Here is a 24,474-nt window from a genome sequence, read left to right on the forward strand (position 1 = left end):
TCAATCTCTAATTGCCCGGTTGCCGCGAGTACGAAACAGCGCCATCGCCAGAATAAACAGTAAGACAACAACGATCGGACTGTCCCCGATACGTGCATAAGTCGTGCGACGGTGTGGTTGCGGCAACGCGGCGTCCACATATCCTGCCTCACCCAGAGCCAACGACGCAGTCACCCGACCCAATGGGTCAATTATGGCCGATACACCGGTATTGGCCGAACGTATCATCGGCAAGCCCTGCTCAATTGCCCTCATCCGGGCTTGCACCAGGTGTTGAAACGGTCCCGACCGCGTACCAAACCACGCGTCATTTGTGATCTGCAATAAGAAGTCAGCCCGGCCCGGCGCACCATTCACATCTTGCGGGAAAATGGCTTCGTAGCAAATCAGGGGCAATGCGCTTCCAAGCTTGCCGAGGTCCAACAGGGCGGGGCCCGGCCCCGCGCTGAACCCGTGCCCGGTTGTGGCTGCCAAGCCACTGACCCCGAAACGCCCCATCAGGTCACCCAAGGGGACGTATTCACCGAAAGGCGCCAGATGGTGTTTGTCATACAACCCTGCCTGACGCCCGGTTTCATCCAGATAGACCAGCGAGTTGAAGATTCTCGGGCCTTCTGCGCGCTGAATCCCCAATATCACCGGCACACCCTGCGCGGCATCCGCAACAGTTGACAGAAACGGTTGTGCGCTACCTAACCAAGCTGGAACTGCGGTCTCGGGCCAGACAATCAGGTCGGGTCTGGGAAAGGCTGCGGTATATTCAACCTGACGCGCGAAAAACAAAGGCGCATATGCCGGATCCCATTTTTGGTGCTGAGGGGCATTCGGCTGGACCACGCGAACCAGATGTGAACCGTCCTGAACGACGGGTCGCGTCAACCCGTAGGCAATCGCCATCGCTGCCATCACGCCGGTACAACCCAGGGTCCGCACCAAACCGTTCAAGGGTTTATCCTGCACCAATGCCGCGCCAATTGGTAACGTTGCGGCAAAGGTCAGCGCGTTCAACCCATATGGCCCAACCAGAGACAGCACCTGAGCCACCGGTGTATCCACCCAAATCTGCGCGACGCCAGCCCATGGAAAGCCGGTCATCACATATCCACGCGCCACCTCTGCCAGGGACAAGACTGCAACCAGTAATATGCCCTGACGAATGGGCGTGGCACCAATATTGCGCGACAGGCCAAAGGCGGCAGCCCAGAACAAGGCCAGTCCGCCCGCCAAGAATACTAACGCAAACGGGGCCATCCAGGCATGTCGTTCAGCATCCACCTGAAACGGCTCAATGATCCAGCCAAGGGCATGGGCAAAATAGCCGGTCGCGAAGGCCCAGCCGACCCATGCCGCCCGGCCTCGGGTTTCGCTGGCAAGGAAAATCGGCACAATCAGGACCAGAGCCAAAACGGTTGCGCCCCAATACAGATGAGGCGCCTGACCAAACGCGCCTGCCCCGCCAAGGGTGGCAGCGACCAACAATCTCAACGATAATGGCCAGCCCCTTACTGGGGTCATGCAGCAACGTCCGGCAGCATGACGCGCAGCCGTTTGATTCGGCGTGGATCGGCTTCGATCACTTCGAATTCCGGGCCCTCTGGGTGAATGACAACCTCACCCCGCGCCGGAACGCGGCCGGAGAGCATAAAGACAAGCCCGCCCAGAGTATCGATTTCCTCTTCGTCGACGTCTTCATGACTGGTCAGAGACCGGCCAATCTCGGCCTCGAAATCTTCGAGCGGCACACGTGCCTGTACCACATAGCATCCGGGCTTTTCCTGCACCCAAAGCTGGTCTTCATCCGCATCGTGCTCGTCAGCGATTTCACCCACGACCTGCTCGATCAGGTCTTCGATCGTCAGCAGACCATCAACGCCGCCATATTCATCAATCACCAATGCCATGTGACGCCGCTCGGTTTGCATCTTGGTCAACAAGACGCCGATTGGCATGGATGGCGGCACGAACAATAGCGTCCGCAGCATAGAGGTCAGATCAAACTTTTTACCCCCACCGTTGAAACCGTGGGTCAGAGCAAAATCCTTGAGGTGAACAAAACCAAGCGGTGTATCCAAGGTTCCCTCATAGACTGGAATCCTCGACATACCACTGCTTCGGAAAACATCCGCCAGTTCATCTTTTGTGATCGTCGAAGGTACCGAGACGATTTCAGCGGTAGGGATGGCAACATCCTCAACGCGCATCCGGCGCAGGTTAATCATCCCGCGTGGCTGCGCCACAGCCGCGTTTTGTCCGTTCACCGTCTGGTCCGGTTGAGTATCATCGCTCGAAAACACTTCGAGGATTCGAGAAAACAAACCGGTTTTCTCTTCCGTTTCAGTACTGCTGTCCTGAGGTTGCGCGCTTTGCGCCGCCCTAGAACTGCCTTCTATATCGCCCATTACCTTGTTCCAACTGATCGGGTCTTGAACCCACATTATACCTTATATGGGTCATCAATACCCAATTTGCCAAGTATCTTGACCTCAATCCCTTCCATCAAGGTGGCATCGGGGTCACGAATGTGATCATAACCCAGCAAATGCAACGTTCCGTGAACAAGCAAATGGGTCACGTGATCACTCATTGCCTTGTTGGCTTCGGCCGCCTCTCGGGCGCAGGTGTCATAGGAAATCGCAACATCGCCCAGAACAATCTCGCCGGTAAAGTCCGGCTCTGGCAGGCGTGGTGATTGCCCTGCCTCGTCCGGAGCCAGGTCTTCCGCAGGCCAGCTCAGCACATTGGTGGGCGTCGGTTTGCCCCGAAATTCTGCGTTCAGTTCGGAAATCCGCGCATCGTTGCACCCCAGAATACTGACTTCGCACAGCTCCGGGGTCAAACCGCAATGGGTCAGAACGGCGTTAATCGCCTTTTGTGACAAGACCTCAAGATCTTGCCACCTTTCGTCTTCGAAAATGAGATCCAGGGTCATCTTACCGCACAACAGCCTCGTTAACGGGCTATGTGCTCACGTGGTTTCACGGCCCGCATCGGCCTCATACGCCTCGATGATCGCAGCGACAAGCGGGTGGCGCACCACGTCTTTCGAGGTGAAGTAGTTAAAACTGATATTCGGGATCGTTTTCAACAACCTCTCAGCATCCGCCAGACCCGATTGAACACCACGCGGCAAATCGACCTGTGACCGGTCGCCGGTGATGACCATGCGGCTTCCTTCCCCCAGACGGGTCAGAAACATCTTCATCTGCATCGTGGTGGCGTTTTGCGCTTCGTCCAGAACCACAAATGCGTTGGCCAGCGTACGACCGCGCATAAAGGCCAGCGGAGCGATTTCGATTCGTTTCTCTTCGATCAGTTTGGCCAACTGTTTTCCGGGCAGAAAATCGTTCAGCGCGTCATAAAGCGGTTGCATGTAAGGGTCGACCTTATCCTTCATGTCACCCGGCAGATAGCCCAGTTTCTCGCCCGCCTCGACCGCCGGACGGCTCAGGATGATTCGATCCACATGCCCGCCGATGAACATCGAAACCCCGACCGCCACCGCCAGATAGGTCTTACCCGTCCCCGCTGGACCAATTCCAAAGGCCAGCTCATTGTTGAACAGTGACTGGACATAGGCTTTCTGGGCGTCGGTGCGCGGCTCAACCAGCTTCTTGCGGGTCTTGATCTCGACAGAACCGCCCTTGAACATCTCAAGCTGATCGCCATCGCGGCTTCCAGTTCCCTGCTCCGAAACACCCATCCGCAACTCGCGATCGACGTCTGCGGCCTCAACCTCGCGCCCACCTTCAAGCCGTGTATACAGCGATTGAAGCACTTCAACCGCCTGTTTCTGAGCATCATCATCGCCCATAACAACCAACTGATTGCCGCGACGTACAATCTGGACCGAAAGCTTGGTTTCGATCTCGGCCAGATTGCGGTCATATTCACCGCACAGGTCAATCAGCAATCGGTTGTCTGGAAATTCTACGAACGCCTCGTGTTGGGGCATTTCATCTTGCGGTGGGGTCAGGGCACCGATGGCCAATCCGCTCTCCTGTCTTGGCTGTTCACTCCGAGCGTAGACAACAAATCTTGGTAGGCGCAAGCCACAGTTTCAAAAATAAACGCTGAGATGTCATAACAGCCGATTTAACGGTGATCGGTTGCCGATTGGGCGAACATCAGAAGGTATAGTTCAGCCCGAATCTCAAACCGCTGTATTTTGGTGTGGACTTTGTGGAAAAGCCAGAACTGAACTGGACGTTTTTTGATTGGAATTGGACATATTCATATTCGCCCGTAATCGACCAATTGTCGGACAACTTATGCTCGGCCCCTATGCTTGCCGAATAACCGTTCCGCCGATCTGACGCCGAGAAATTCTGAACCGTCGGGCCCAATGCCAAGCTGTTGGTTGTTTCCACATCGCCCCACAGATATCCGACACTGAAGAAATACAGAATTCGTCCGCTGCGGTTTGTCAGACCATTACGAAATCGGACTGCCAGAACATCCGAAATCTCTGTTCCGCCTTGCACATTGACGCCGCCGATCCGCCTGCTGACAGTGTCGTCCAGGGAACCGAATTCATACCCGACTTCAAAGCCATAGACATAGTCGCGCCCACCGGTAGCAGGTAAAATACCACGCCACCCCCCCCGGAGCCCCCCGTATGTCCCCGACAAGTCCTGATCACCGATATCAAACTGCCTGCTGGGCGTTGTCAGGCCAAACCGATCGTCCCCGCCGGACCCATACCCGCCGGTAAGTCCCAGGTAAAAAGCGCTGACATCAGTGCTGAATCTTTCCGGGCCTACCACTTCCGGATCGGTTACCGCACCTTTCAAATCACCGGCCATGGATGCGCCGGCAATCAGTGTAACAGCGGCAGTTAGCGTCAGCGTTTTCAACCTGCTCAGGCTCCTAAAGCTCTTGATAGTCGTCACTCGCACCTCCCTCATCCCGTTTTCCGGGACCGGCATACTGCCGATTTGCGGACGCAGAACCTTGCGCCCAAAAAACCATGGCTCCTCTCGGAGCATAGTTCCAAGCAATAAATCAAGGGTAAATTTTGGAAACAAACACCAACTATGGTGTCCGGGAGGTGTTTACACCGACCTACAACAACTCACCGGCCAGAGAATTCGCCCCGGACTCAGTGATCCGGACTTCTCTCAAGTCACCCGTGGCGATCTCTGGTCCTTTTACGTGCACCGAATGCAAATATTCGGACTTTCCAACCATCTGCCCGGACAAGCGACCCGGTTTTTCGAAAAGAACGCGGACAGTGCGTCTAACCATACCGTCCTGAATCTCTCGCTGATGGCGCGTGATCAAGGCCTGAAGCCGCTGCAACCGTTCATCTGCCGCAGCCGGATCAACCTGCGACCGTTCAGCTGCCGGGGTTCCTGGACGTGTGGAGTATTTGAAGGAATAGGCATAGCCGTATTTGACCTCTTCGACCAAATCCATCGTGGCCTGAAAATCATCTTCGGTCTCTTCTGGGAAACCAACAATGAAGTCCCCCGACATCACGATATCTGGACGCGCCGCACGAATGCGTTCGACCAGCCGCAGATAGCTTTCTGCCGTATGGCTACGGTTCATCCGCTTGAGGATACGGTCCGAACCCGACTGAACCGGCAGGTGCAGATAAGGCATCAGCTTGTCACAGGTGCCATGCGCCTCGATCAGATCGTCGGCCATGTCGTTTGGGTGCGAGGTGGTAAAGCGGATGCGTTCCAGCCCGTCGACCTTGTTCAGTTCCCAGATCAAGCCGGCAAGCGTCATGTCACCATTCGCCCCGGCACCGTGATAGGCGTTGACGTTTTGGCCCAGCAACGTGATCTCGCGTACCCCGCGTTCGACCAGATCATGGGCTTCGCGGATGATGCGATCGGCTGGGCGGCTGACTTCAGCACCGCGTGTATAAGGAACCACGCAGAAGGCGCAGAATTTATCGCAGCCCTCCTGAACAGTCAAAAACGCCGTCGGTCCGCGCTTGGCCTTGGGGCGGTTTTTCAATTTTTCGAACTTGTCTTCTTCGGGGAAATCCGTGTCCAGCGCCTTTTCGCCCGCTCGGGTCTTTGCCTCCATCTCGGGCAGGCGGTGATAGCTTTGCGGACCTACCACCAGATCAACCAAAGGCTGGCGGCGCATGATCTCTTCGCCTTCCGCCTGAGCAACACAGCCCGCCACGCCGATTTTCAGATCAGGCTTCTCGGCCTTCAGACCCTTGAAGCGCCCCAGTTCGGAATACACTTTTTCTGCCGCTTTCTCGCGGATGTGGCACGTGTTCAGCAGGATCATATCCGCATCTTCGGGGGTCTGGGTTTCAACGTAGCCCTGCCCGCCCAGCGCCTCGGACATGCGTTCACTGTCATAGACATTCATCTGACAGCCATAGGTCTTGATAAACAGCTTCTTCGGTTCGGACATGAGACGGGCCTTTGCATTCGCTGGACCGGCGTCGTCTATATGCTTCGAACGCCGCTTGCAATGCGGGCGCAATTACCCGAATTTGGCGGAACTTTCCAGCAAGACAAAACTGAAAACAGCCGATGCAATACGATTCCCTCGACCATTTCCTGAAAGCCGGGCAACCCGCAATGGCGCAAGGCCCCGTTGCGATGGTCTTTGCCGAGGATGAGGTCGAGTTGGAAAGTACTCTGCATCACCATCTGAAACTAGGGTTCAAATCCGTTATCGCCTTCATGCCTCAGGAGTTCCGACTGGAGCCCGCGTTGACCGACCGGGTGCATCGGGTCACCTTGAAGTGCGTTCCCCGAACGGTGGTTTTCGATACCCTGAACAGAATAATTCAGGCCGCGCCCGGCATCTGGATGTACTACTGCTACAACGCCGAATACCTGTTCTTTCCGTTTTGCGAAACGCGCAGCATTGCTGAGATGTTGGCCTTTCACAGCGAAGAACGCCGCAACGCGATGCTGAGCTACGTCATCGACCTTTATGCCGAGGATCTGACCGCTTTTCCCAACGGTGTCGCCCCCGAACAGGCTTTGTTCGACAAAACGGGTTACTATGCCCAATCACGCCGCGACCCTGACGGCCAAACGCTGGACCGGCAGGTTGACCTGTCAGGTGGCTTGCGCTGGCGGTTCGAGGATCACATTCCCTATGAACGCCGTCGCATCGACCGCATCGCCCTGTTCAAGGCGCAAAAGGGCCTGATCCTGAAATCCGACCACACGTTCAATGAGCCGGAATACAATACCTATTCCTGCCCTTGGCATCACAACATGACCGCAGCTATTTGTTCCTTCCGCGCTGCGAAGGCGCTCAAAACAAATGCCGGGTCGACTTTTGACATTCCAAATTTTAGCTGGCGCAACTCCGTGCCTTTTGAATGGCACTCGCGGCAGCTGCTGGATCTGGGTCTGATCGAATCAGGCCAATGGTTCTGAAGCGCCTCAGCGCTCAAACAGGACCGGAAACCAGTCTTCACGAAGACGCTGCCCCGGTGTCATGCCATGGCCGGGAAAAGGTGGAGAGGTTCTGCCTGGACGCTCTACATACCGTGCGTCATCGCCGACCAGCCGGAGAGAAAAGGCGCGGCGACGGCTATCCGAGTGGTTACCCCGCGCACCGTGAAGGGTGCGATAATTGAAGGCAACGGCGTCACCGGGGTCCATTTCGAATTCAACGACTTTCATGCCCTCGGCATCCGGGTCCGGCACGGGGATGTACTGCCCTTCATCGGGGAAAAAACCTTCCTCGGAAACCCAGCGGGTTGGCAGCACCTCTTTCTCCCACCGGTGAGAGCCTGCGACACAGCGCAACGTCGCCTGCCTGACCGGATCCAGCGGAGACCAGAAGCTGATGGTTTGCTGACCTTCAACGAAGTAATATGGGCCATCCTGATGCCAGGGCGTGGCCATGGATGTCCCGGGTTCTTTTACCAATACGTGGTCGTGAAACACCTGCACGCTTTTCGACTGCATCAGGTCCGCTGCGACCTCGGCCGCGGGCGAGTTTTCGATCGCCTCGCGGAACTGTGGAATGCGGGTCCAGTTGCAGTAATCGTCAAAGAACAGACCCGTTTGACCCTCTTTCTTGTTTTCTGATGCATACGGGCCAGGCTCTGCCATATTCGCGGCCACACCCTTCCGCAGTTGATCCACATAGTCTGCAAACAGCCCTTTGATCAGAACGACGCCATCATCCTGATACGTTGTGATCATCTCTTGGGTAACAAGCGGGTGAGGCATCCGGGTCTCCATTCGTTTTTCAATCTTTTGCGTAGAAGGAGTGTTCTGTTCAAATCATATCTTTCGAAGTTATAATTAATTTCATGTTATACATTTCACTGCGTCAGTACGAATATGTTTGCGCGGTCGGGCGCCACGGCAGCCTGTCAGCAGCCGCACAATACCTGAATGTTTCACAACCAGCACTGTCCACGGCCCTGACGCGTGTCGAAGCACATTTGGGATACCCGCTGTTTATCCGCCGCCGAGGTTCGGCCATGGCGCTGACACCTCAGGGGCGAAAATTCATCGATCAGGCCGAGACCCTGCTGAAAGACGCAGCCCAAATCGAGTCATCTGAAACTCCGTCGCCGGGCACGACACATCTAAGACTGGGGTGTTTTACGGACCTCGCGCCCTTCCTGCTGGCACCCGCCCTGCACCATTTGCGCGATGCTTTTCCAAACATCGCTATCACTTATTTTGCCGCCTCCTTCGAAGGGCTGTTGAACAGATTGATTGATGGCCAGATCGATGTTGCAATCACTTACGAGCTGACAATGGACGCGGGGTTTACACGAGCAAAACTGTTCGACAGTCGGCCAAAGGCCCTTATGCCCCCGGATCATCCGTTGGCGACAGCGGGCACAGTCTCGCTGGCTGACTTGGCCGCTCATCCGTTGATCCTGTCGACAGAAGGCTGGTCGGCACAACACATCCTCAGCCTCTTTCGGCGCAACGGTCTGCACCCGACTGTCGCGCATAGGGCGGCATCGATTGAGATTCAGCGCAGTCTTGCCGCCCATGGCGAAGGGATCGGGATCAGCTATACCAGCCCGCTCAACCCGGTCAGTTATGACAATAAACGTCTTGTCAGTGTTCCGATCAGCGATCAGGACGCAACTGAGTCCGTTGTTCTTGCGCGCCACGGAACAGGGCCAGCTGACGCGACCATTGATCAGGTTGAACGTTTGTTGTTGGCGAGTTTGAAAGGCGGTATTGGCGCTACTTTTTGCGCAGGCGAATGACAACGTCGACCGAGGCAATCTCGACCCCCTCGGGCGCTTCAGGCAGGCGTTGGATCACCAATTGGTCAGACGGCGCATCACTAAGGCGCGCCTCGTCTTCCCAATAAAAATGAGGGTGGTCATGCGTGTTCGTGTCGAAATAGCTTTTTGACCCGTCCACAGTAATTTCCTGCAGAACACCAGCGTCGCAAAACGCGCGCAGGGTATTGTATACCGTCGCCAGTGACACAGCGTCACCATTCTCCTTGGCCGATTCAAACAGGCTCTCGGCGGTGACGTGACGATGGCGGCCATCGCCCACCAGAAGCTCAGCCAACGCCACACGCTGACGCGTCGGACGCAGGCCGGCGTTCACCAGCCAACCCGTTGCTATTTCGCCGCTCTGCGGTGTCATTGATCCAATACCCATAGTCACTTCCATTATATATAGGAGCGCATGGTTGGCAATTTCAAATGAAATTCATTCGCAAAGAACGCGGCATACACAACATGATGTAGCCGCTGCTCTTGCAGGACCTTGCAAACGGGTGCTAGACGAGGCCAGATATAACGAACGGACCCACGGCAGGAGAGGCGGCAAGAATGGCCCAGTTCCCAAGCAGTTTTGACAAAGACGATCTGCTGAAATGCGCCCGCGGCGAATTATTTGGCCCCGGCAATGCACAATTGCCCGCCCCGCCAATGCTGATGATGGACCGGATTACCGACATCTCGGAAGACGGTGGCCTGCACGGTAAGGGCCATGTGCTGGCCGAGTTCGATATCACCCCTGACCTTTGGTTCTTTGACTGCCATTTTCCCGGCAACCCAATTATGCCGGGCTGCCTGGGCCTTGACGGTCTATGGCAGCTGACCGGTTTCAACCTGGGTTGGCGTGGCTGGCAAGGGCGCGGCATGGCTGTCGGCGTGGGCGAAGTGAAACTGACCGGTATGGTTCGTCCCGACCGCAAGATGCTAACGTATAAAATCGATTTCAAAAAAGCGATTCAGACACGTCGCCTGACCATGGGTGTGGCAGATGGAATCGTCGAAGCCGATGGCGAGATGATCTATGATGTCAAAGATATGAAGGTCGTTCTGTCCGAGGCCTGAGCCTGACCGACCCGAAATAAGGAGTGCGCACATGCGTCGAGTAGTCGTCACCGGTCTGGGGGTAGTGTCTTCGATCGGGAATAATGCCCAAGAGGTTCTGGCCTCGCTTAAAGCTGGTAAATCCGGGATCGAAGCCAGCGAACAGATGGTGGAACACGGGTTTCGCAGTCAGATCGCGGGTACGCTCAAGATTGACGTGGCTGAACACGTGGACAAACGTACCCTGCGATTCATGGGTCCCGGGGCCGCCTATGCACATATCGCCATGAGCCAGGCGATTGCCGATTCCGGGCTGACCGAAGACCAGATCGTTAATCCCCGCACCGGACTGGTTGCGGGCTCTGGCGGCCCGTCGACAAGCGCGATGCTGACGGCGCATCAGACCGTTCTGAAGACAGGCGCGACCAAGCGGATCGGTCCGTTCGCAGTGCCGAAATGCATGTGCTCGACAATCTCGGCAAACCTGGCGACCGCATTCAAGATCAAGGGTATCAACTATTCGATCACCTCGGCCTGCTCGACCTCGCTACATTGCATCGGCAACGCGGCCGAACAGATCATGCTGGGCAAGCAGGACGTCATGTTCGCTGGCGGCGGCGAGGAACTGGACTGGACACTTTCGTGCCTGTTCGATGCAATGGGCGCGATGTCGTCAAAATATAACGACGCGCCCGAGAAAGCCTCGCGCGCGTTTGACGAAAACCGTGACGGGTTTGTGATTTCCGGTGGCGGCGGCATCCTCGTTCTGGAGGAGTTGGAGCACGCTCTGGCCCGCGGCGCAAAGATTTATGCCGAAGTCACCGGCTATGCTGCTACCTCGGATGGCCACGACATGGTGGCCCCTTCGGGTGAAGGCGGCGAGCGCGCAATGCGGCTGGCGCTGGCCACATTGCCCGAAGGTCGCAAAGTCGGCTATATCAATGCACATGGGACCTCGACCCCTGTCGGTGACGTAGGCGAGGTAGAGGCTGTGCGCCGCATATTCGGTGAAGGCAATGTGCCACCGATTTCTTCGACCAAATCGATGACTGGCCACGCGCAAGGCGCGGCAGGAGCGCTTGAGGCGATCTTCTGCCTGCTCATGCTGGACAATGATTTTATTACGCCGTCGATCAATGTCGACACACTCGCCCAAGGCATCTTGCCCGGTGAAATTGCAACTGAAGTGGTTGAAAACGCAGGACTGGACAGTGTCATGACCAACAGCTTCGGCTTTGGCGGCACCAACGGGTCCATGATTCTGTCTAAGTATAACGGGTGAAAGTGATGTCGGATCTTCTCAAAGGTAAGCGCGGACTGATCATGGGCGTGGCCAATGACCGCTCAATCGCGTGGGGCATTGCCAAGGCCATGCACGAGGCAGGCGCAGAACTGGCCTTCACCTATCAGGGCGAGGCTTTCGGCAAACGGCTGGAACCTCTCGCTAAAAGCCTTGGCAGCGATTTCATGGTGGATGCCGATGTGACCGACGACGAGTCACTGGACCGCGCCTTTGGTGAGCTGGCTCAGCGTTGGCCCACCATCGACTTTGTTGTTCATGCCATTGCGTATTCGGATAAATCCGAGCTGACAGGCCGGTTTCTGAATACCACGCGGGCGAACTTCAAACACTCGATGGACGTGTCGGCCTATTCTTTCATCGAGGTGGCACGCCGCGCCTATCCGATGATGAAGGACAATGGGGGCTCGCTGCTGACGCTGACTTATCAGGGATCAAACCGGGTGGTACCGAACTACAACGTCATGGGTGTTGCCAAGGCGGCGCTGGAATCGGCGACCCGTTATCTGGCCAATGACCTTGGCCCGGATGGTATCCGCGTGAACGCAATCTCACCGGGACCGATGAAAACCCTTGCCGGTGCCGCCATTGGCGGGGCGCGCAGGACATATAAGTTCTGCGATCAGAATGCGCCGATGCGTTCGAATGCCACTCTGGAAGCTGTTGGCGGGACCGCAGTTTACCTGACATCTGATGCGGGAGCCTGCACGTCCGGAGAAATCATCCGCGTTGACGGTGGTTTCCACGTTCTGGGCATGCCGCAACCCGATTTCATGTGACCATATCTTTCCCTGCCGCCGCCAAGATTTCACCATCTTTGGGCGGCAGGACTTCGATATGAGCAAGCTAGATCAAATCATTGCAAACAACGCACGATCAGTGCAAAGCCGGAAAAAGTCCGGTTTCCTCAGCCAGCGGGCCAGAGTGCTGCTGCTCGCGCTGACATCATTGCTGCTGGTGTTCGTCTTTTTCACCCAGCCACAGGTGCGCGCAGCTGTTGAAGCTTTGATCGGCTGAAGTCCGGGCGGTCGTTCCAACCCGAACTATGTCTCAATTGATCGAGACTACTTCAATCTCAAACACCAGATCCTGACCGGCCAACGGATGGTTTCCGTCAAGGGTCACAGTCGCTTCGTTGGCGTCCACAACTGTCACAGGTACGGCCTGACCGTCCGGTGTCTGCATCTGCAGTTGAGTGCCCGGATCCAGCGGAATATCCTCGGGAATACCTTCGCGGGGGATTTCCTGACGCATCGCAGGGTTGATCGGGCCGTAGGCGTCGGTACAGGCAATCTCGACCCGTTTCTTGTCACCTGCGGACAAACCGGGCATGGCACTGTCCAGACCGGGAATGATCTGGCCCGATCCTACCACGAACTCCAACGGATCGCGCCCATCCGAACTGTCAAAGACTTTGCCATCCAACAATGTCCCTGTGTAATGGATGCGAACCGTGTCACCTTGCTTGATTTCGGTCATAGTGGCCTCCGGCCGTTTTTAGGGGTTAAGCGGCCAACCCTAGAGATTGACACAAAGTTGTAAACCCTTGGCCCTTCCCCCCCCTTTCGCGTTGTGCCAACCTGCGCGCAATCAAAGGAGGGTCATATGGCAATCACGACCTGCGTGTTCGACGCCTACGGAACGCTGTTTGATGTTGCGGCCGCCGCCCGGCAGGCAGCAGGCGAGCCGGGGTTCGAAGCCCTGAAAGACAAATGGCCCGAGGTCGCGGGGCATTGGCGCCTGAAGCAATTGCAATACACATGGCTGCGTGCTGTGGCGGATGCCCATGCGGATTTTTGGGATGTCACGCAGGACGGGCTGGACTGGGCGCTGGAAGCTGCCGGCCTCCAGGGCAATCCAGAATTGCGCCAACGCCTGCTGGATCTTTATTGGGAGTTACAGGCCTATCCCGAAGTTCCTGTCATGCTGAAAGCCCTCAAGGATGGCGGGATGCAGACTGCCATCCTGTCCAACGGATCACCGCCCATGCTGGACGGTGCTGTTCAATCCGCCGGGATCGGCGATGTGCTGGATGACGTGCTGTCGGTCGAAAGCGTTGGGGTCTTCAAGCCCCATTCCCGTGTCTATGATCTGGTTCAGAACAGGTTTGACTGCGCCCGTGACCAGGTCTTGTTCGTCAGTTCAAACGGCTGGGATGCCGCAGGGGCCAGCGGTTATGGTTTTGTCACCGCCTGGGTCAATCGGATCGGGGAACCAATTGACCGGCTGCCGTGGACGCCAGCGCATGTTCTGTCTGATTTGACCACCATTCCCAAGCTGGCTGGTCTTTGATGTCAGACTTTACGACTTCGGACGGCAAGCGCATCTATTTCGAAGACCATGGATCGGGCACGCCGCTTTTGTGTCTGGCCGGATTGACTAGGAACAGCCGGGATTTTTCGTATTTCGCACCACATGCCACTGAACTGCGCATGATTGCGATGGATTACAGGGGGCGCGGCCGCTCGGACTACGATCCCGATTTCATGAACTACAACATCTTTCGTGAATCCCATGACGCGATTGAACTGCTGGATTTTCTGGGCATCGAAAAAGCGGTCATTCTGGGCACCTCGCGGGGCGGGCTGATTGCCATGGCACTGGCAGCAAGCCACCCCGAACGTTTGGTCGGTGTGATCCTAAACGATGTGGGGCCCGTCATCGAGACGTCAGGCATAGCCAAGATCATGGCCTATGTGGGCGCGCAACCCACCGCGAAAACCCATGACGAAGCTGCTGCCGCCCTGAAACATATGATGGAGCCGCAATTTCCCAGGGTTCCGCTGGAGATCTGGCGCAAACAGGCCGAAATTCAATACAAACAACAAGGGGACGGGCTGGCGCTGCGCTATGACCCGGCCCTGCGCAAGGCGCTTCTGGAACAGGCCGCGAGCGGTGCCATACCCGATTACTGGTTGTTTTTTGAAGCGCTGCGCAACATACCCTGCGGCGCGATCAGGGGCGCGAACTCGGACGTTCTGAGCGCCGAAACCCTGGCTGAGATGCATCGGCGGCATCCCGGTCTGATCTCGGCCGAAGTCCCGGATCGCGGGCATGTTCCGTTCCTGAATGAGCCTCAATCTCTGGATGTCATCAAAAAGGTATTGAAGAACGCTGCATGAGCACAATTGAAATGATCGAAGCTGCGGCCAAACGGCTTAAGGGACATGTCCGCGAGACACCAATTCTGTCGTCGCCATTTCTTGACGCGATCGCCGGGCGCCGGATTTGGGTCAAGCCGGAATGCCTGCAACATACGGGCAGTTTCAAGTTTCGGGGGGCTTGGTCTGCCATATCCGCGCTGGACGAAGACATACGCCAGTGCGGCGTGATTGCCTATTCCTCGGGCAACCACGCGCAGGGCGTTGCGATGGCGGCGTCGAAACATGGAATTGCTTCGGTCATTGTCATGCCGTCGGACGCGCCGCACCTGAAAATCGAAAACACCCGAGCGCTTGGGGGTGAAGTTGTTCTTTACGACCGCGCAAACGAAAGCCGCGAAGAGATCGGGGAAACCATCGCCGCCGAACGCGGGCTAACCCTGATCCGGCCATATGACGAGCCTCAGGTGATTGCCGGGCAAGGTACCACCGGCTTGGAAATCTCCAGACAAGCAGCGGAACTTGGGGTTTCTCAGGCGGATGTTCTGGTCTGTTGTGGTGGCGGCGGCCTCACCTCTGGCATTGCGCTGGCGCTTGAAAAACACGCCCCCGACCTAAGGGTACGCCCGTGCGAACCGGAAGGGTTCGATGACGTCAAACGATCACTGGCGACGGGACGGATTCAGAACAACAACGCGGCATCAGGCAATATTTGCGATGCTATCCTGACACCGCAACCCGGCGATATCACCTTTCCCATCCTAAACCGTCTTTGCGGACCCGGTATTTCGGTCACCGAAGACGAGGCGCTGCGGGCCATGGCACTTGCTTTCCTGCGCCTCAAGATCGTGCTGGAACCCGGCGGCGCAGTCGCATTGGCCTCGGCGCTGTTCCAGGGCGACGAGATCGAGGGCGACGACGTGATCGTAGTTACTTCGGGTGGTAATGTCGATCCGGATGTTTTTGCCAGGGCGTTGGAATTCCTGACCTGACAGGCACCCCAAACCTGTGCAAGTTGCACCTGGAACGCCGGGGCTGCAAGGACCTGAGTCATGAAGATCGCTGATCTGGGCGACGTGAAACTGAATTACCGTGTCGATGGTGCGGCGGATGGCGCGCCACTGGTTTTTGCCAACCCATTGGGAACAAACCTGCACCTGTGGGACGCCGTGTTACCGCACTTGCCCAACGGGTTGCGCATCATCCGGTATGACAAACGCGGACATGGGCAATCCTCGGTTCCACCGGTGCCTTATTCTATGGGCGCCCTGATTCGTGATGCCGAGGTACTGCTGGATCACCTGAAGGTTCGCGACTGCGTTTTTGTCGGCCTGTCCATTGGCGGGATGATTGCACAGGGGCTGGCCGTCAAACGTATGGATCAGATACGTGCGCTGGTTCTGTCGAACACCGCTGCCAAAATTGCCACACCCGCAGTCTGGCAGGATAGGATCGACGCCGTGCGTCGCGGTGGGATCGAAGCACTGGCGGACGCCACGATGGAACGCTGGTTTTCCCGTGATTTCCGCGCGGCGCAAGACCACCTGCCATGGCGCGACATGATGGTCAGCCAACCCCTTGACGGGTATCTTGGCTGTTGCGCTGCCATCGCCGGGACCGACTTCTATACACCCACAAGCGGCCTGCGCCTGCCTACACTTGGCATCGCCGGAAGCACGGACGGCTCGACCCCGCCCGATCTGGTGCGCGAAACTGTTGACCTGATCCCCGGATCGCGGTTCGAACTGATCCGCAAAGCTGGCCATTTGCCCTGTGTCGAGAAACCCGCAGAATACGCAGCAATCCTAACCCGGTTTCTGACCGATATCGGGCATATCTGAAGGAGAACAGCAATGGCGTCTTTCCTGTTGGTCCACGGCTCTTGCCACGGTGCCTGGTGCTGGCGCGATCTGATCCCTGCGCTTGAGGCTTTGGGACACTCTGCCCGGGCCATCGACATGCCCAGCCATGGTGCGGATCCAACGCCGGTGTCCGAGGTGACACTGGACACTTGCCGCGATGCCGTTCTGAGCGCCTGCACGCCCGATACGATTGTCGTGGGTCACTCGTGGGGCGGCTATCCGATCAGCGCCGCCGCCGAGGCTCGACCGGACGCCATGCGCGCCCTGATCTTTCTGTGCGCCTACGTGCCTCACGATGGGCTTTCGCTGGCAGATATGCGCAGGCGCGGGCCACGGCAAACCATTGCTCACGCAGTCGAAAAATCCGCAGACGGTCTGTCTTACACCGTGTCGGTAGATGCCATTCCCAGGCTGTTCTATCACGATTGTCCGGACGATATTCTGCCTTACGCCTATGCGCGCCTGTGCCCACAGGCCATTCTCCCCCAGGAAACACCACTGCCGGTCGGCACGAATTTCAACGAAGTGCCCAAGGCCTATATCCGCACCACGGATGACCAAACAATCCCCACGGAGTATCAGGCGGACATGTGCGCGTTCATCCCGAAGGACCTGCGGCTAACCATCGACAGTTCGCATTCTCCGTTTTTCTCGCATCCACAGGAACTGGCCGGATTGCTAAGCGAATTGGCAAGCAAATTCGGGTGATACCGCAGATTGTACGTAAAACTCTGTCTTCCCACATTCGGTGACTGTGCCTAGGGTGCCACGAACAGATCACCTGCCCGAGTCCCATGCGCCTGCCATCACTCTTCATCCTCAGCATCGTCATGATCGACGCAATGGGCATTGGTCTGGTGATGCCAATCATGCCGCAACTGATTGTAGACGTGCAGGGCAGCTCACTTGCCAATGCGGCGATCTGGGGCGGAGTGCTGAGTACGGCTTTTGCGGCGATGCAGTTCGTCTTTGGTCCAATCCTGGGAAACCTGTCCGACGCCTATGGTCGCAGAACCGTACTACTGGTGTCGCTGTTCGTCATGGCGCTTGATTATATGGTTATGGCCGTGGCCGGCAGTATCTGGCTGTTGCTGGCCGGTCGTATTGTCGGCGGTATAACCGCAGCCACACATTCCACCGCTGCCGCGTTCATGGCGGATATCTCCGATCCCAAGGACAAGGCCGCGAACTTCGGCCTGTTGGGCGCGGCCTTTGGCGTGGGTTTTGTCCTCGGCCCGGTGATCGGCGGGTTGCTCAGCGAATATGGAACCCGTGCCCCGTTTTGGGTGGCGGCAGGGCTGGTGGCACTGATCTTTGCCGTAGGCTGTTTCGTGATGCCTGAAACCGTAACCGACAAGACCCGGCGCGCCTTCAACTTGCGCCGCGCCAACCCGGTGAATTCGCTGCGCGCCATTGCTGCACTGCCCGGTATCCGGCCTATGCTGTGGGTCTACTTTCTGTATTCGGTCTCAATATACGTCTACCCCGCTATCTGGTCCTTTTTCACCACCGAGCGGTTCGGCTGGTCCCCTCAGATGATCGGCCTGTCACTGGGCGTCTACGGGATCGGCATGGCCGTTGTGCAAGGCGGTCTGATCCGCCCCGCAATCCGATTGTGCGGCGAGCGGGGCGCCATCATCTACGGGATGGGTTTTGAAATCCTCAGCTTCGCAATTCTGGCCTTTCTGACCAACGGGTTCATTGCGCTTTTGTTCATCCCAATCACCGCAATCGGGGCAATCACCACACCGGCACTTCAGGCAATGATGTCCAAAGCGACACCGGATTCGCAGCAAGGAGAGTTGCAGGGTGTATTGTCCGCGCTCCACGCGCTTTCGATGGTCATTTCGCCCTTGGTCATGACCAGCGTATTTGCGCAATTCATTCGCCCCGACACACCGCTGTACCTGCCGGGTGCTCCGTTCCTGCTGGCATTGGCGCTGATGCTGGCCGGGTTTGTGTTATTTCGCCGGTCCCCGCCTGTCGTGGCTTAACAACGACACACACATGACGGTTTCTGCCTTGCGATCAATCCTTTCCCACGCCACCGTGGGCCCAACGGAAGTGAGGGAAAACATGCAAACAATCAAAGCCGCAGTCTGCCGGGCATTCGGCGAACCCTTGGTTATCGAAGAGGTTCAGCTGGCACCCCCCGGCACGGGCGAGGTCGAAGTGACGCTGGATGCAGTAGCCATCTGCCATTCGGACATATCCTATGCCGAAGGTGCCTGGGGCGGCTTTCTGCCCGCCGTTTACGGCCACGAAGCCGCAGGCGTGATCTCCGCAGTTGGAGAGGCCGCCGGTGACTTCAGGATTGGCGAGCCTGTGGTTGTAACGCTGATCCGCGCGTGCGGGTCCTGCCCCACCTGTGCCGGAGGGCACCCGACAAATTGCGAAACACCGTACGACACCGTCAAAGGCCCGCTAAAAACGGCTGACGGTAGTCCTCTGGAACAGGCCATGGCCTGCGGTGCGTTTGCCGAAAAAGTTGTGGTGAGCCATCGGCAAATCGTCAGGATACCCGAAAGCCTGCCCAAAGACCTGGCCAGCCTTCTGTCTTGCGGGGTGATCACCGGGGTCGGCGCTGCCGTCAACGCCGCCAATTTGCGCCCGGGTCAGGATGTCGTTGTTATCGGTGCGGGTGGTGTTGGCCTGAACGCCATTCAGGGCGCACGGATCGCGGGTGCACGGCGGATCGTGGCCGTGGACATGACTGAAGAAAAGCTGGAAATCGCGAAGGAGTTCGGCGCGACCCATGGCGTGCTGGCCAGCCTGAAAGAACCCTGGAAGGCAGCGTTCAAAGCCCTTGGCGGACGCGGTGCCGATGCGGTTCTGATTACGGTCGGCGCAATCGCCGCCTATGATCAGGCCCCGCGTTATCTTGGCCGCGGCGGTAAGGCCATCATGATCGGAATGCCGCATTCGGGCGGCATGGCCAGCTATGAACCGGTTGTTCTGGCAGCCCTCGGCCAGGGTGTTGTCGGCTCGAAAATGGGTGATGTGGTTATTCAGCGGGACATCCCCTGGATGATTGACCTTTATGAACAGGGTCGGTTGAAGCTGGACGAGTTGATCTCGGGCCGCTGGTCGCTGGACCAGATCAACGAGGCCATTGCCGATACCAAAACCGGATCTGCCAAGCGCAACGTGATCCTGTTCGACAGAACCTGATCCCCCGGCTCGGAGGAACTGAGATGAAACTGCAGGATCTCGACATCATCGTCACCGCCCCACCCGCTCCGGGTTGGGGGGGGCGATACTGGATATTGGTTAAACTGACGACTGACACCGGCATCACCGGTTGGGGCGAATGCTATGCCTCGTCCGTCGGACCCGAGGCGATGCGCCACGTCATTCGGGATGTGTTCGAACGGCACATGCTGGGCGAGAACCCCGAAAACATCGAACTTATGTTCCGTCGCGCCTATTCCAGCGGTTTCACGCAGCGCCCCGACCTGACGGTGATGGGCGCATTCTCGGGGTTAGAGATCGCCTGCTGGGATATTCTGGGCAAGGATCGCGACCGCCCGGTTTATGCGCTGTTGGGCGGCAAGGTGAACGAACGAATTCGCTCCTATACTTACCTCTACCCTTTGCCGCATCACAATCTGACCGACTTCTGGACCTCTCCCGAACAAGCGGGTGAAACAGCTGCCGAAATGGTGCGGCGCGGCTATACCGCGGTGAAATTCGACCCGGCAGGCCCCTATACGATCCGTGGCGGCCACATGCCCGCGATGAGTGACATTTCCATGTCCGTCGCCTTTTGTAAGGCAATTCGCGATGCGGTGGGGGACAAGGCCGACCTACTGTTTGGCACACACGGTCAGTTCAACACGGCTGGAGCCATCCGGCTGGGGCAGGCGCTGGAACCATACCAGCCCCTATGGTTCGAAGAACCCACGCCACCTGATATGATCGAGGACATGGCCCGTGTCGCCCGCAACGTCCGTATCCCCATCGCCACCGGAGAGCGCATGACAACCAAGGCCGAGTTCGGAGCCGTTCTGCGCGCCGGGGCTGCGGAAATCCTGCAACCGGCGCTGGGGCGAGCCGGTGGAATCTGGGAGATGAAGAAAGTCGCCGCCATAGCTGAGATATTCAATGCTCAGATGGCGCCACATCTTTATGCAGGACCGGTCGAATGGGCCGCCAATGCCCACTTGGCCGCGTCGATCCCGAACCTGCTGTTGCTGGAAACCATCGAAACACCGTTCCATAATCAGCTTATCAAAGGCTCCATTCAGGTAGAGAATGGCTTCGTGATCGCTCCGACCGGTCCGGGCCTTGGGATCGACATCGACGAAGATCTGGCGCGCGCGCATCCGTATGAAGGTCGGGGCTTGCATCTGCAAATGCAGGAAGAGCCCTGCGATTATGTGAACGGCAATGCTTTTCAGGGCGGCGCCCCTGCAACCGAGGGGTGACAACACAGACGTGTTTGAGGCATATTAACCCAAGATTAATGGCACAACGGTCAAAACGTGACACTCCTAGAAACCGAACCTCAGGCACACACCTCGGACACACCATCAGAAATGAAAGAAAATGCAGCCCGCGCGGCGGCATTTCTCAAGACGCTGGCGCATGAAGGGCGCCTGATGATCCTGTGCCACCTTGGGAATGGTGAGAAATCCGTAGGCCAGCTTGAAGATTTGCTGCAATTGCGGCAAGCCGCCGTCAGCCAGATGTTGGCACGCTTGCGGGAAGAAGGGTTTGTCACCACCCGAAGGGATGGCAAAACGATCTATTATTCGCTGCGCGATGGGAATGCAGCGCAGATGATCGGCCTGCTGTACGATCTGTTTTGCGAACCTGCCAGCTGATCACGCCTAATTGGACACGTAACCGGCGATCACCTGCATCAGCTTGAACGCGGTTGCCGCATCGTTTTCCACAACGGCCAGGAACTCTTCTTCACCGATCCGAAGACAGGATAGGTTTGTTTCGGCCACCATGCTCAGCGCGCGTGGTTCTTTGCGGATCAGACCAAGCTCACCCACCAATGCGCCCGGCCCCACGGTGGTGATCAACTGGTCGGGGCCATCTTCCTGCGGCAGGTACAGGCCGGCCTCACCCTCCAGCACCACATAAGCGCCATCGGTCGGCTGATCATCTTTCAGGAACACCACCTGCCCGGGCTTGGCATCAAACCACTGCGCGCCAAAAGCCAGAAGGCGCAATTGCCTCCGGTCCAGTCCCGAAAACAAGGGAGTTTGCTCCAGCGCGCGAAGTTTCCGCGCCAGATCTGCTGAAGATGCGCTGTCTTTTCCCACGTCTACCGGTCCTCCGTCCGAGACGACACGACCTTGCCGGATTTCCACGAACATGTCGAATACGTCCGGGTTTTCGAACTGGTCATTGAGGTAGAACACCGTGGCATCCGGCAACAACTCGCGCAGCTTCTTGTAGACCGACACCTGCGTTTTCATGTCGTAACTGGCCAATGCCTGCTCCAGGATCAGGATATCCGGCTTCTTGATTGTCGCGCGGGTAAACGCCAGCGGTTCGGCAAAAACCGCCGGAAGGCTCTGCCCACCCAAAGCAACCGGAATGTCATAAATCAGCTCGACCACCAAAGGACGCGCGCCGTTCTCCTCCAACACGTCCACAATGACCTTGCGGGCCTCATCCGATCGCGCGCCACCAATCTGGCTGACCTTGCCGAACAGCGCGTTTTCCATGACCGTCAATCCAGGCGCGAAATCTTCCGGGTCCAGCGGAACAAAAGCGTCCTTGAGACTTTCCAACAGCTTGTCCGAATGACTCTGCCTCAGTTCCAGAATGCGGTCCTTCAGCTCATCCGTGAACGCCGGGCCAATCTGTTCAGCCGAGACGACGAAAGGCACGGCCAACATACTGGCCAGCTGTTCGTCATCCAGCCCTGACGTTCCCTCTTTGCGGGTCTGTTCAACCAGCTCCACAGCTGCCTCATAGGTCTTTGCATCAAGACCCAGCTTGCGGAACAACGGATGGTCGGTTCCGTCGAACCCGAAGATCTGGCGCAGCATCTCGATCACGTCACGCGTCAGGGCGATCAACGTCTCATCCAGTCCCAACTCTCGCAACTGCATGAGGAAAACCTTCTGCCGGGCAAGCAAAGCCTGCGTCACCGGCACGCGAGGCGTCGCAAAAAGCAGGTTTTCTGCAACAGGCAGCGCCGGGTTGTAAGCATTCCGGTCGAAAATCAGCGCCTGCTGCTCAAGACCCGCGTCATGGACCGCCTGCCGCACAAGCGGGCGCAGCTCGACCAGTTTCTTTGCCAGTTCGCAGTGTTCGGTCGCAACAAAGCTCTGTTCAGCACCACGCCGGAACAGGGCAGCCCCGGACCCCATTCCATCAATCAGTTGCAACCACCAATCGCGCAACGCCGTCGCGTCTTCAAACCCGGCCAGCGCCGGGTCAAGCCATTCCGCCCTGAACGGATCCATGCTGTTTCCAGCCCGCAAGGTCTCGGCAAAATCTGGGTCATCTGTGGATTCAGCCAAAGGTTTGAACCGCATCGGCATCATCACGTTGTCACCCAACGTTCCCTGAAACATCACCGGGCGGGATGTGGCATACCCGATACGTGCGGCCACAACGCCCTGATGCAGGTCTGCCAGATTCAGATCCCCCACCTGAACCGTGCCGGCAGCGGGCAAAATCTCGCGAGTCAGTAACTCCCCCATGGCGCGCCGGTCCTCTTCGCTGGGTGCGGCGATACCAATCGTTTTGCCGCCGGGGAAAGTCAGATTCAGATCATCCAGCACCTGATTGCCGTCCATGTCGCGAACCGAGACGTGCTTTAGTGCTATATCGCCGCTGAGGTGGGGGCGCTCTGCTGGTTCGCCCTCGAACAGCGCTTCGTCCTTCAGTCCAGCCGGATCGAAACGGTCAACGACGATATCCCAGCGCAACGACATGTCCTGAGTTTGGTTGTAATAGGTCAGCAGCTCTTTCCAGGGTGAGCTCAGATCCTTGTACGCCGCCAGCGCCGCAACCAACGCCCCCAAAGAAACCGAGCCCTGCAACACCAGAAGGCCACCGATCAGGTAGAACATGAATGGTGTCAGCTGCGAGATGAAGTTGTTTATGAATTTCATAAAGAACTTCTTCTGGTAAATATCAAAGCGGATCGCAAAAAGCCGCCCCAATTGATCGGAGATCATAGCCCGGCGATAGCGCCAGCCGCCATTGCTGCGGAGGGTTGACGCACCTGCCGCGTTTTCGCCGATCTGGGCAGCCAACGCCCGAACTTCCTGAATACGTTTCTTGTTCAACAGGTTGATCTGACGCTGCAATTTAGGGATTAACCAGGCCTGCACCGGGATCAGGGCGACAGCGGCCAGCCCGAACCAAAAGCTTTGCAAGAACAGGAAAGAAAGGATGGTAATCATCTGACCGGCTTGCAGAACCGGCTGGCTGATCGCATCGCCCATCAGCCCACCCATCGGTTCGCTCTCAGCTGTGATCATCGAGACCATTTCGCCCTGGCTGACCCGTTCGAAATAGGGTTGCGGAAAAAGAAGCGCGCGGCTGACCAGCTGATACCGAAACCGTCGCAGCATGCGTTCGCTCAGCACACCCTTCATGGTGTTGATGCGCATTTTCATCAGCCCGTGCGCCAACACGGCAACAAGGAAAACAAAGCACAAGATGATCAGGAAATTCGTCTGTGAAAGCGTATAGCCCCAGACATCCACTTCGGCCGTTGTCGAACCGATTGCGTCGTTGATGATACGCTTGGGCAACTCCAGCGTAAGATAGAGCAGCGGAAACAACGTCGCCGTCACAGCCAGCAGGATCAGCTGATCGCGTTTGGAGTATTTCCAGATAAAGCGGAAAATCGTGCGTTCTATGGAACCTGCCCCTACTGCTGGCTGATAACGCGGCCCGGATGCCACGCACCCGGATTCAACGGTTTGAATTTACTGCCATACTGACACGTTATGCAAATTTTTTCCCACCCGAGAATTTTCT

25 protein-coding genes are annotated in these 24,474 nt (G+C 57.3%); 15 read left to right on the forward strand and 10 right to left on the reverse strand.

Going from position 1 to position 24,474, the window contains the following annotated elements; translation table 11 throughout:
• From lnt to miaB, 6 genes are all read right to left on the reverse strand, one after another.
• Positions 1–1,515, reverse strand: coding sequence for an apolipoprotein N-acyltransferase (lnt, locus tag ACR0D9_RS09885; RefSeq protein WP_480488260.1), 1,515 nt, complete (start codon positions 1,513–1,515; stop codon positions 1–3).
• On the reverse strand, positions 1,512–2,399 hold the full coding sequence (locus ACR0D9_RS09890) for a hemolysin family protein (RefSeq protein WP_480484022.1): 888 nt from the start codon (positions 2,397–2,399) through the stop codon (positions 1,512–1,514). Before ACR0D9_RS09890 ends, lnt begins: the two co-directional genes overlap by 4 nt.
• A 35-nt stretch (positions 2,400–2,434) precedes the next feature.
• The gene (ybeY, locus tag ACR0D9_RS09895; RefSeq protein ID WP_480538618.1) at positions 2,435–2,929 is read right to left on the reverse strand and encodes an rRNA maturation RNase YbeY; all 495 of its coding nucleotides are present in this window, start codon (positions 2,927–2,929) and stop codon (positions 2,435–2,437) included.
• A gap of 36 nt (positions 2,930–2,965) precedes the next feature.
• Entirely contained in the window at positions 2,966–3,988 is a 1,023-nt protein-coding gene (locus tag ACR0D9_RS09900) for a PhoH family protein (protein ID WP_480538620.1), read from the reverse strand.
• A 136-nt stretch (positions 3,989–4,124) separates the two neighbouring features.
• Positions 4,125–4,889 (reverse strand): outer membrane protein, encoded by a 765-nt coding sequence (locus tag ACR0D9_RS09905; protein ID WP_480538622.1) that lies wholly within the window; start codon positions 4,887–4,889, stop codon positions 4,125–4,127.
• Between the two features lie 172 nt (positions 4,890–5,061).
• The gene (gene miaB / locus ACR0D9_RS09910; protein WP_480484025.1) at positions 5,062–6,381 is read right to left on the reverse strand and encodes a tRNA (N6-isopentenyl adenosine(37)-C2)-methylthiotransferase MiaB; all 1,320 of its coding nucleotides are present in this window, start codon (positions 6,379–6,381) and stop codon (positions 5,062–5,064) included.
• A 122-nt stretch (positions 6,382–6,503) separates the two neighbouring features.
• Between miaB and ACR0D9_RS09915 the strand changes: the two genes are divergently transcribed.
• Positions 6,504–7,367 carry a hypothetical protein gene (locus ACR0D9_RS09915; RefSeq protein ID WP_480538624.1) on the forward strand — a complete coding sequence of 288 codons (864 nt, stop codon included), beginning with the start codon at positions 6,504–6,506 and terminating at the stop codon, positions 7,365–7,367.
• Positions 7,368–7,373: 6 nt separating this feature from the next.
• Here ACR0D9_RS09915 and ACR0D9_RS09920 read toward each other — a convergent pair whose 3' ends face one another.
• The gene (locus tag ACR0D9_RS09920) at positions 7,374–8,171 is read right to left on the reverse strand and encodes a phytanoyl-CoA dioxygenase family protein (RefSeq protein ID WP_480488270.1); all 798 of its coding nucleotides are present in this window, start codon (positions 8,169–8,171) and stop codon (positions 7,374–7,376) included.
• An 83-nt stretch (positions 8,172–8,254) separates the two neighbouring features.
• On the opposite strand from ACR0D9_RS09920, the gene ACR0D9_RS09925 reads away from it, so the two are divergent.
• Positions 8,255–9,178: a LysR family transcriptional regulator gene (locus ACR0D9_RS09925; protein ID WP_480538626.1), complete on the forward strand. Its 924-nt coding sequence runs from the start codon at positions 8,255–8,257 to the stop codon at positions 9,176–9,178.
• Here the strand turns inward: ACR0D9_RS09925 and irrA are convergent.
• Positions 9,156–9,572: an iron response transcriptional regulator IrrA gene (gene irrA / locus ACR0D9_RS09930; protein WP_480484074.1), complete on the reverse strand. Its 417-nt coding sequence runs from the start codon at positions 9,570–9,572 to the stop codon at positions 9,156–9,158. The genes ACR0D9_RS09925 and irrA overlap by 23 nt on opposite strands.
• A 188-nt stretch (positions 9,573–9,760) precedes the next feature.
• Here irrA and fabA point away from each other — a divergent pair, with 188 nt between their 5' ends.
• Genes fabA through ACR0D9_RS09950 form a run of 4 tightly spaced genes read left to right on the forward strand, consistent with a single transcriptional unit; the run spans position 9,761 to position 12,566 of the window.
• Positions 9,761–10,270: a bifunctional 3-hydroxydecanoyl-ACP dehydratase/trans-2-decenoyl-ACP isomerase gene (gene fabA, locus ACR0D9_RS09935; protein ID WP_209505371.1), complete on the forward strand. Its 510-nt coding sequence runs from the start codon at positions 9,761–9,763 to the stop codon at positions 10,268–10,270.
• Between the two features lie 31 nt (positions 10,271–10,301).
• On the forward strand, positions 10,302–11,531 hold the full coding sequence (gene fabB, locus ACR0D9_RS09940; protein WP_480538628.1) for a beta-ketoacyl-ACP synthase I: 1,230 nt from the start codon (positions 10,302–10,304) through the stop codon (positions 11,529–11,531).
• Between the two features lie 5 nt (positions 11,532–11,536).
• On the forward strand, positions 11,537–12,328 hold the full coding sequence (locus tag ACR0D9_RS09945) for an enoyl-ACP reductase FabI (RefSeq protein ID WP_480488276.1): 792 nt from the start codon (positions 11,537–11,539) through the stop codon (positions 12,326–12,328).
• 58 nt (positions 12,329–12,386) lie between these two features.
• Complete coding sequence (locus ACR0D9_RS09950; RefSeq protein ID WP_267366102.1) at positions 12,387–12,566, forward strand: hypothetical protein; 180 nt, start codon at positions 12,387–12,389, stop codon at positions 12,564–12,566.
• 33 nt (positions 12,567–12,599) lie between these two features.
• On the opposite strand, the gene ACR0D9_RS09955 is transcribed toward ACR0D9_RS09950, so the two are convergent.
• Complete coding sequence (locus tag ACR0D9_RS09955) at positions 12,600–13,028, reverse strand: FKBP-type peptidyl-prolyl cis-trans isomerase (protein WP_209505363.1); 429 nt, start codon at positions 13,026–13,028, stop codon at positions 12,600–12,602.
• Between the two features lie 126 nt (positions 13,029–13,154).
• Here ACR0D9_RS09955 and ACR0D9_RS09960 point away from each other — a divergent pair, with 126 nt between their 5' ends.
• The 9 genes from ACR0D9_RS09960 to ACR0D9_RS10000 all read left to right on the forward strand — a co-directional run bounded on the left by ACR0D9_RS09960 (position 13,155) and on the right by ACR0D9_RS10000 (position 21,338).
• Entirely contained in the window at positions 13,155–13,841 is a 687-nt protein-coding gene (locus ACR0D9_RS09960; protein ID WP_480538630.1) for a haloacid dehalogenase type II, read from the forward strand.
• Complete coding sequence (locus ACR0D9_RS09965) at positions 13,841–14,671, forward strand: alpha/beta fold hydrolase (protein WP_480488282.1); 831 nt, start codon at positions 13,841–13,843, stop codon at positions 14,669–14,671. The genes ACR0D9_RS09960 and ACR0D9_RS09965 overlap by 1 nt, the downstream gene beginning before the upstream one ends.
• On the forward strand, positions 14,668–15,642 hold the full coding sequence (locus tag ACR0D9_RS09970; RefSeq protein WP_480538632.1) for a threonine ammonia-lyase: 975 nt from the start codon (positions 14,668–14,670) through the stop codon (positions 15,640–15,642). Before ACR0D9_RS09965 ends, ACR0D9_RS09970 begins: the two co-directional genes overlap by 4 nt.
• Before the next feature lie 60 nt (positions 15,643–15,702).
• A complete protein-coding gene (pcaD, locus tag ACR0D9_RS09975) occupies positions 15,703–16,491 on the forward strand; it encodes a 3-oxoadipate enol-lactonase (RefSeq protein WP_480488286.1) in 789 nt (262 codons plus the stop codon).
• A gap of 12 nt (positions 16,492–16,503) precedes the next feature.
• Positions 16,504–17,220: an alpha/beta fold hydrolase gene (locus tag ACR0D9_RS09980; RefSeq protein ID WP_480484035.1), complete on the forward strand. Its 717-nt coding sequence runs from the start codon at positions 16,504–16,506 to the stop codon at positions 17,218–17,220.
• An 86-nt stretch (positions 17,221–17,306) separates the two neighbouring features.
• Complete coding sequence (locus tag ACR0D9_RS09985) at positions 17,307–18,506, forward strand: TCR/Tet family MFS transporter (RefSeq protein ID WP_480484036.1); 1,200 nt, start codon at positions 17,307–17,309, stop codon at positions 18,504–18,506.
• An 82-nt stretch (positions 18,507–18,588) separates the two neighbouring features.
• On the forward strand, positions 18,589–19,683 hold the full coding sequence (locus ACR0D9_RS09990; protein WP_480538634.1) for a Zn-dependent alcohol dehydrogenase: 1,095 nt from the start codon (positions 18,589–18,591) through the stop codon (positions 19,681–19,683).
• Between the two features lie 23 nt (positions 19,684–19,706).
• Positions 19,707–20,939, forward strand: coding sequence for a mandelate racemase/muconate lactonizing enzyme family protein (locus ACR0D9_RS09995; protein ID WP_480538636.1), 1,233 nt, complete (start codon positions 19,707–19,709; stop codon positions 20,937–20,939).
• Positions 20,940–21,050: 111 nt separating this feature from the next.
• Complete coding sequence (locus tag ACR0D9_RS10000) at positions 21,051–21,338, forward strand: ArsR/SmtB family transcription factor (protein WP_480488347.1); 288 nt, start codon at positions 21,051–21,053, stop codon at positions 21,336–21,338.
• Between the two features lie 6 nt (positions 21,339–21,344).
• On the opposite strand, the gene ACR0D9_RS10005 is transcribed toward ACR0D9_RS10000, so the two are convergent.
• Entirely contained in the window at positions 21,345–24,398 is a 3,054-nt protein-coding gene (locus ACR0D9_RS10005) for a cyclic nucleotide-binding domain-containing protein (RefSeq protein WP_480488292.1), read from the reverse strand.
• Between the last annotated feature and the right edge of the window lie 76 nt (positions 24,399–24,474).

The sequence above is a fragment of the Ruegeria sp. AK11 genome (assembly GCF_056541095.1).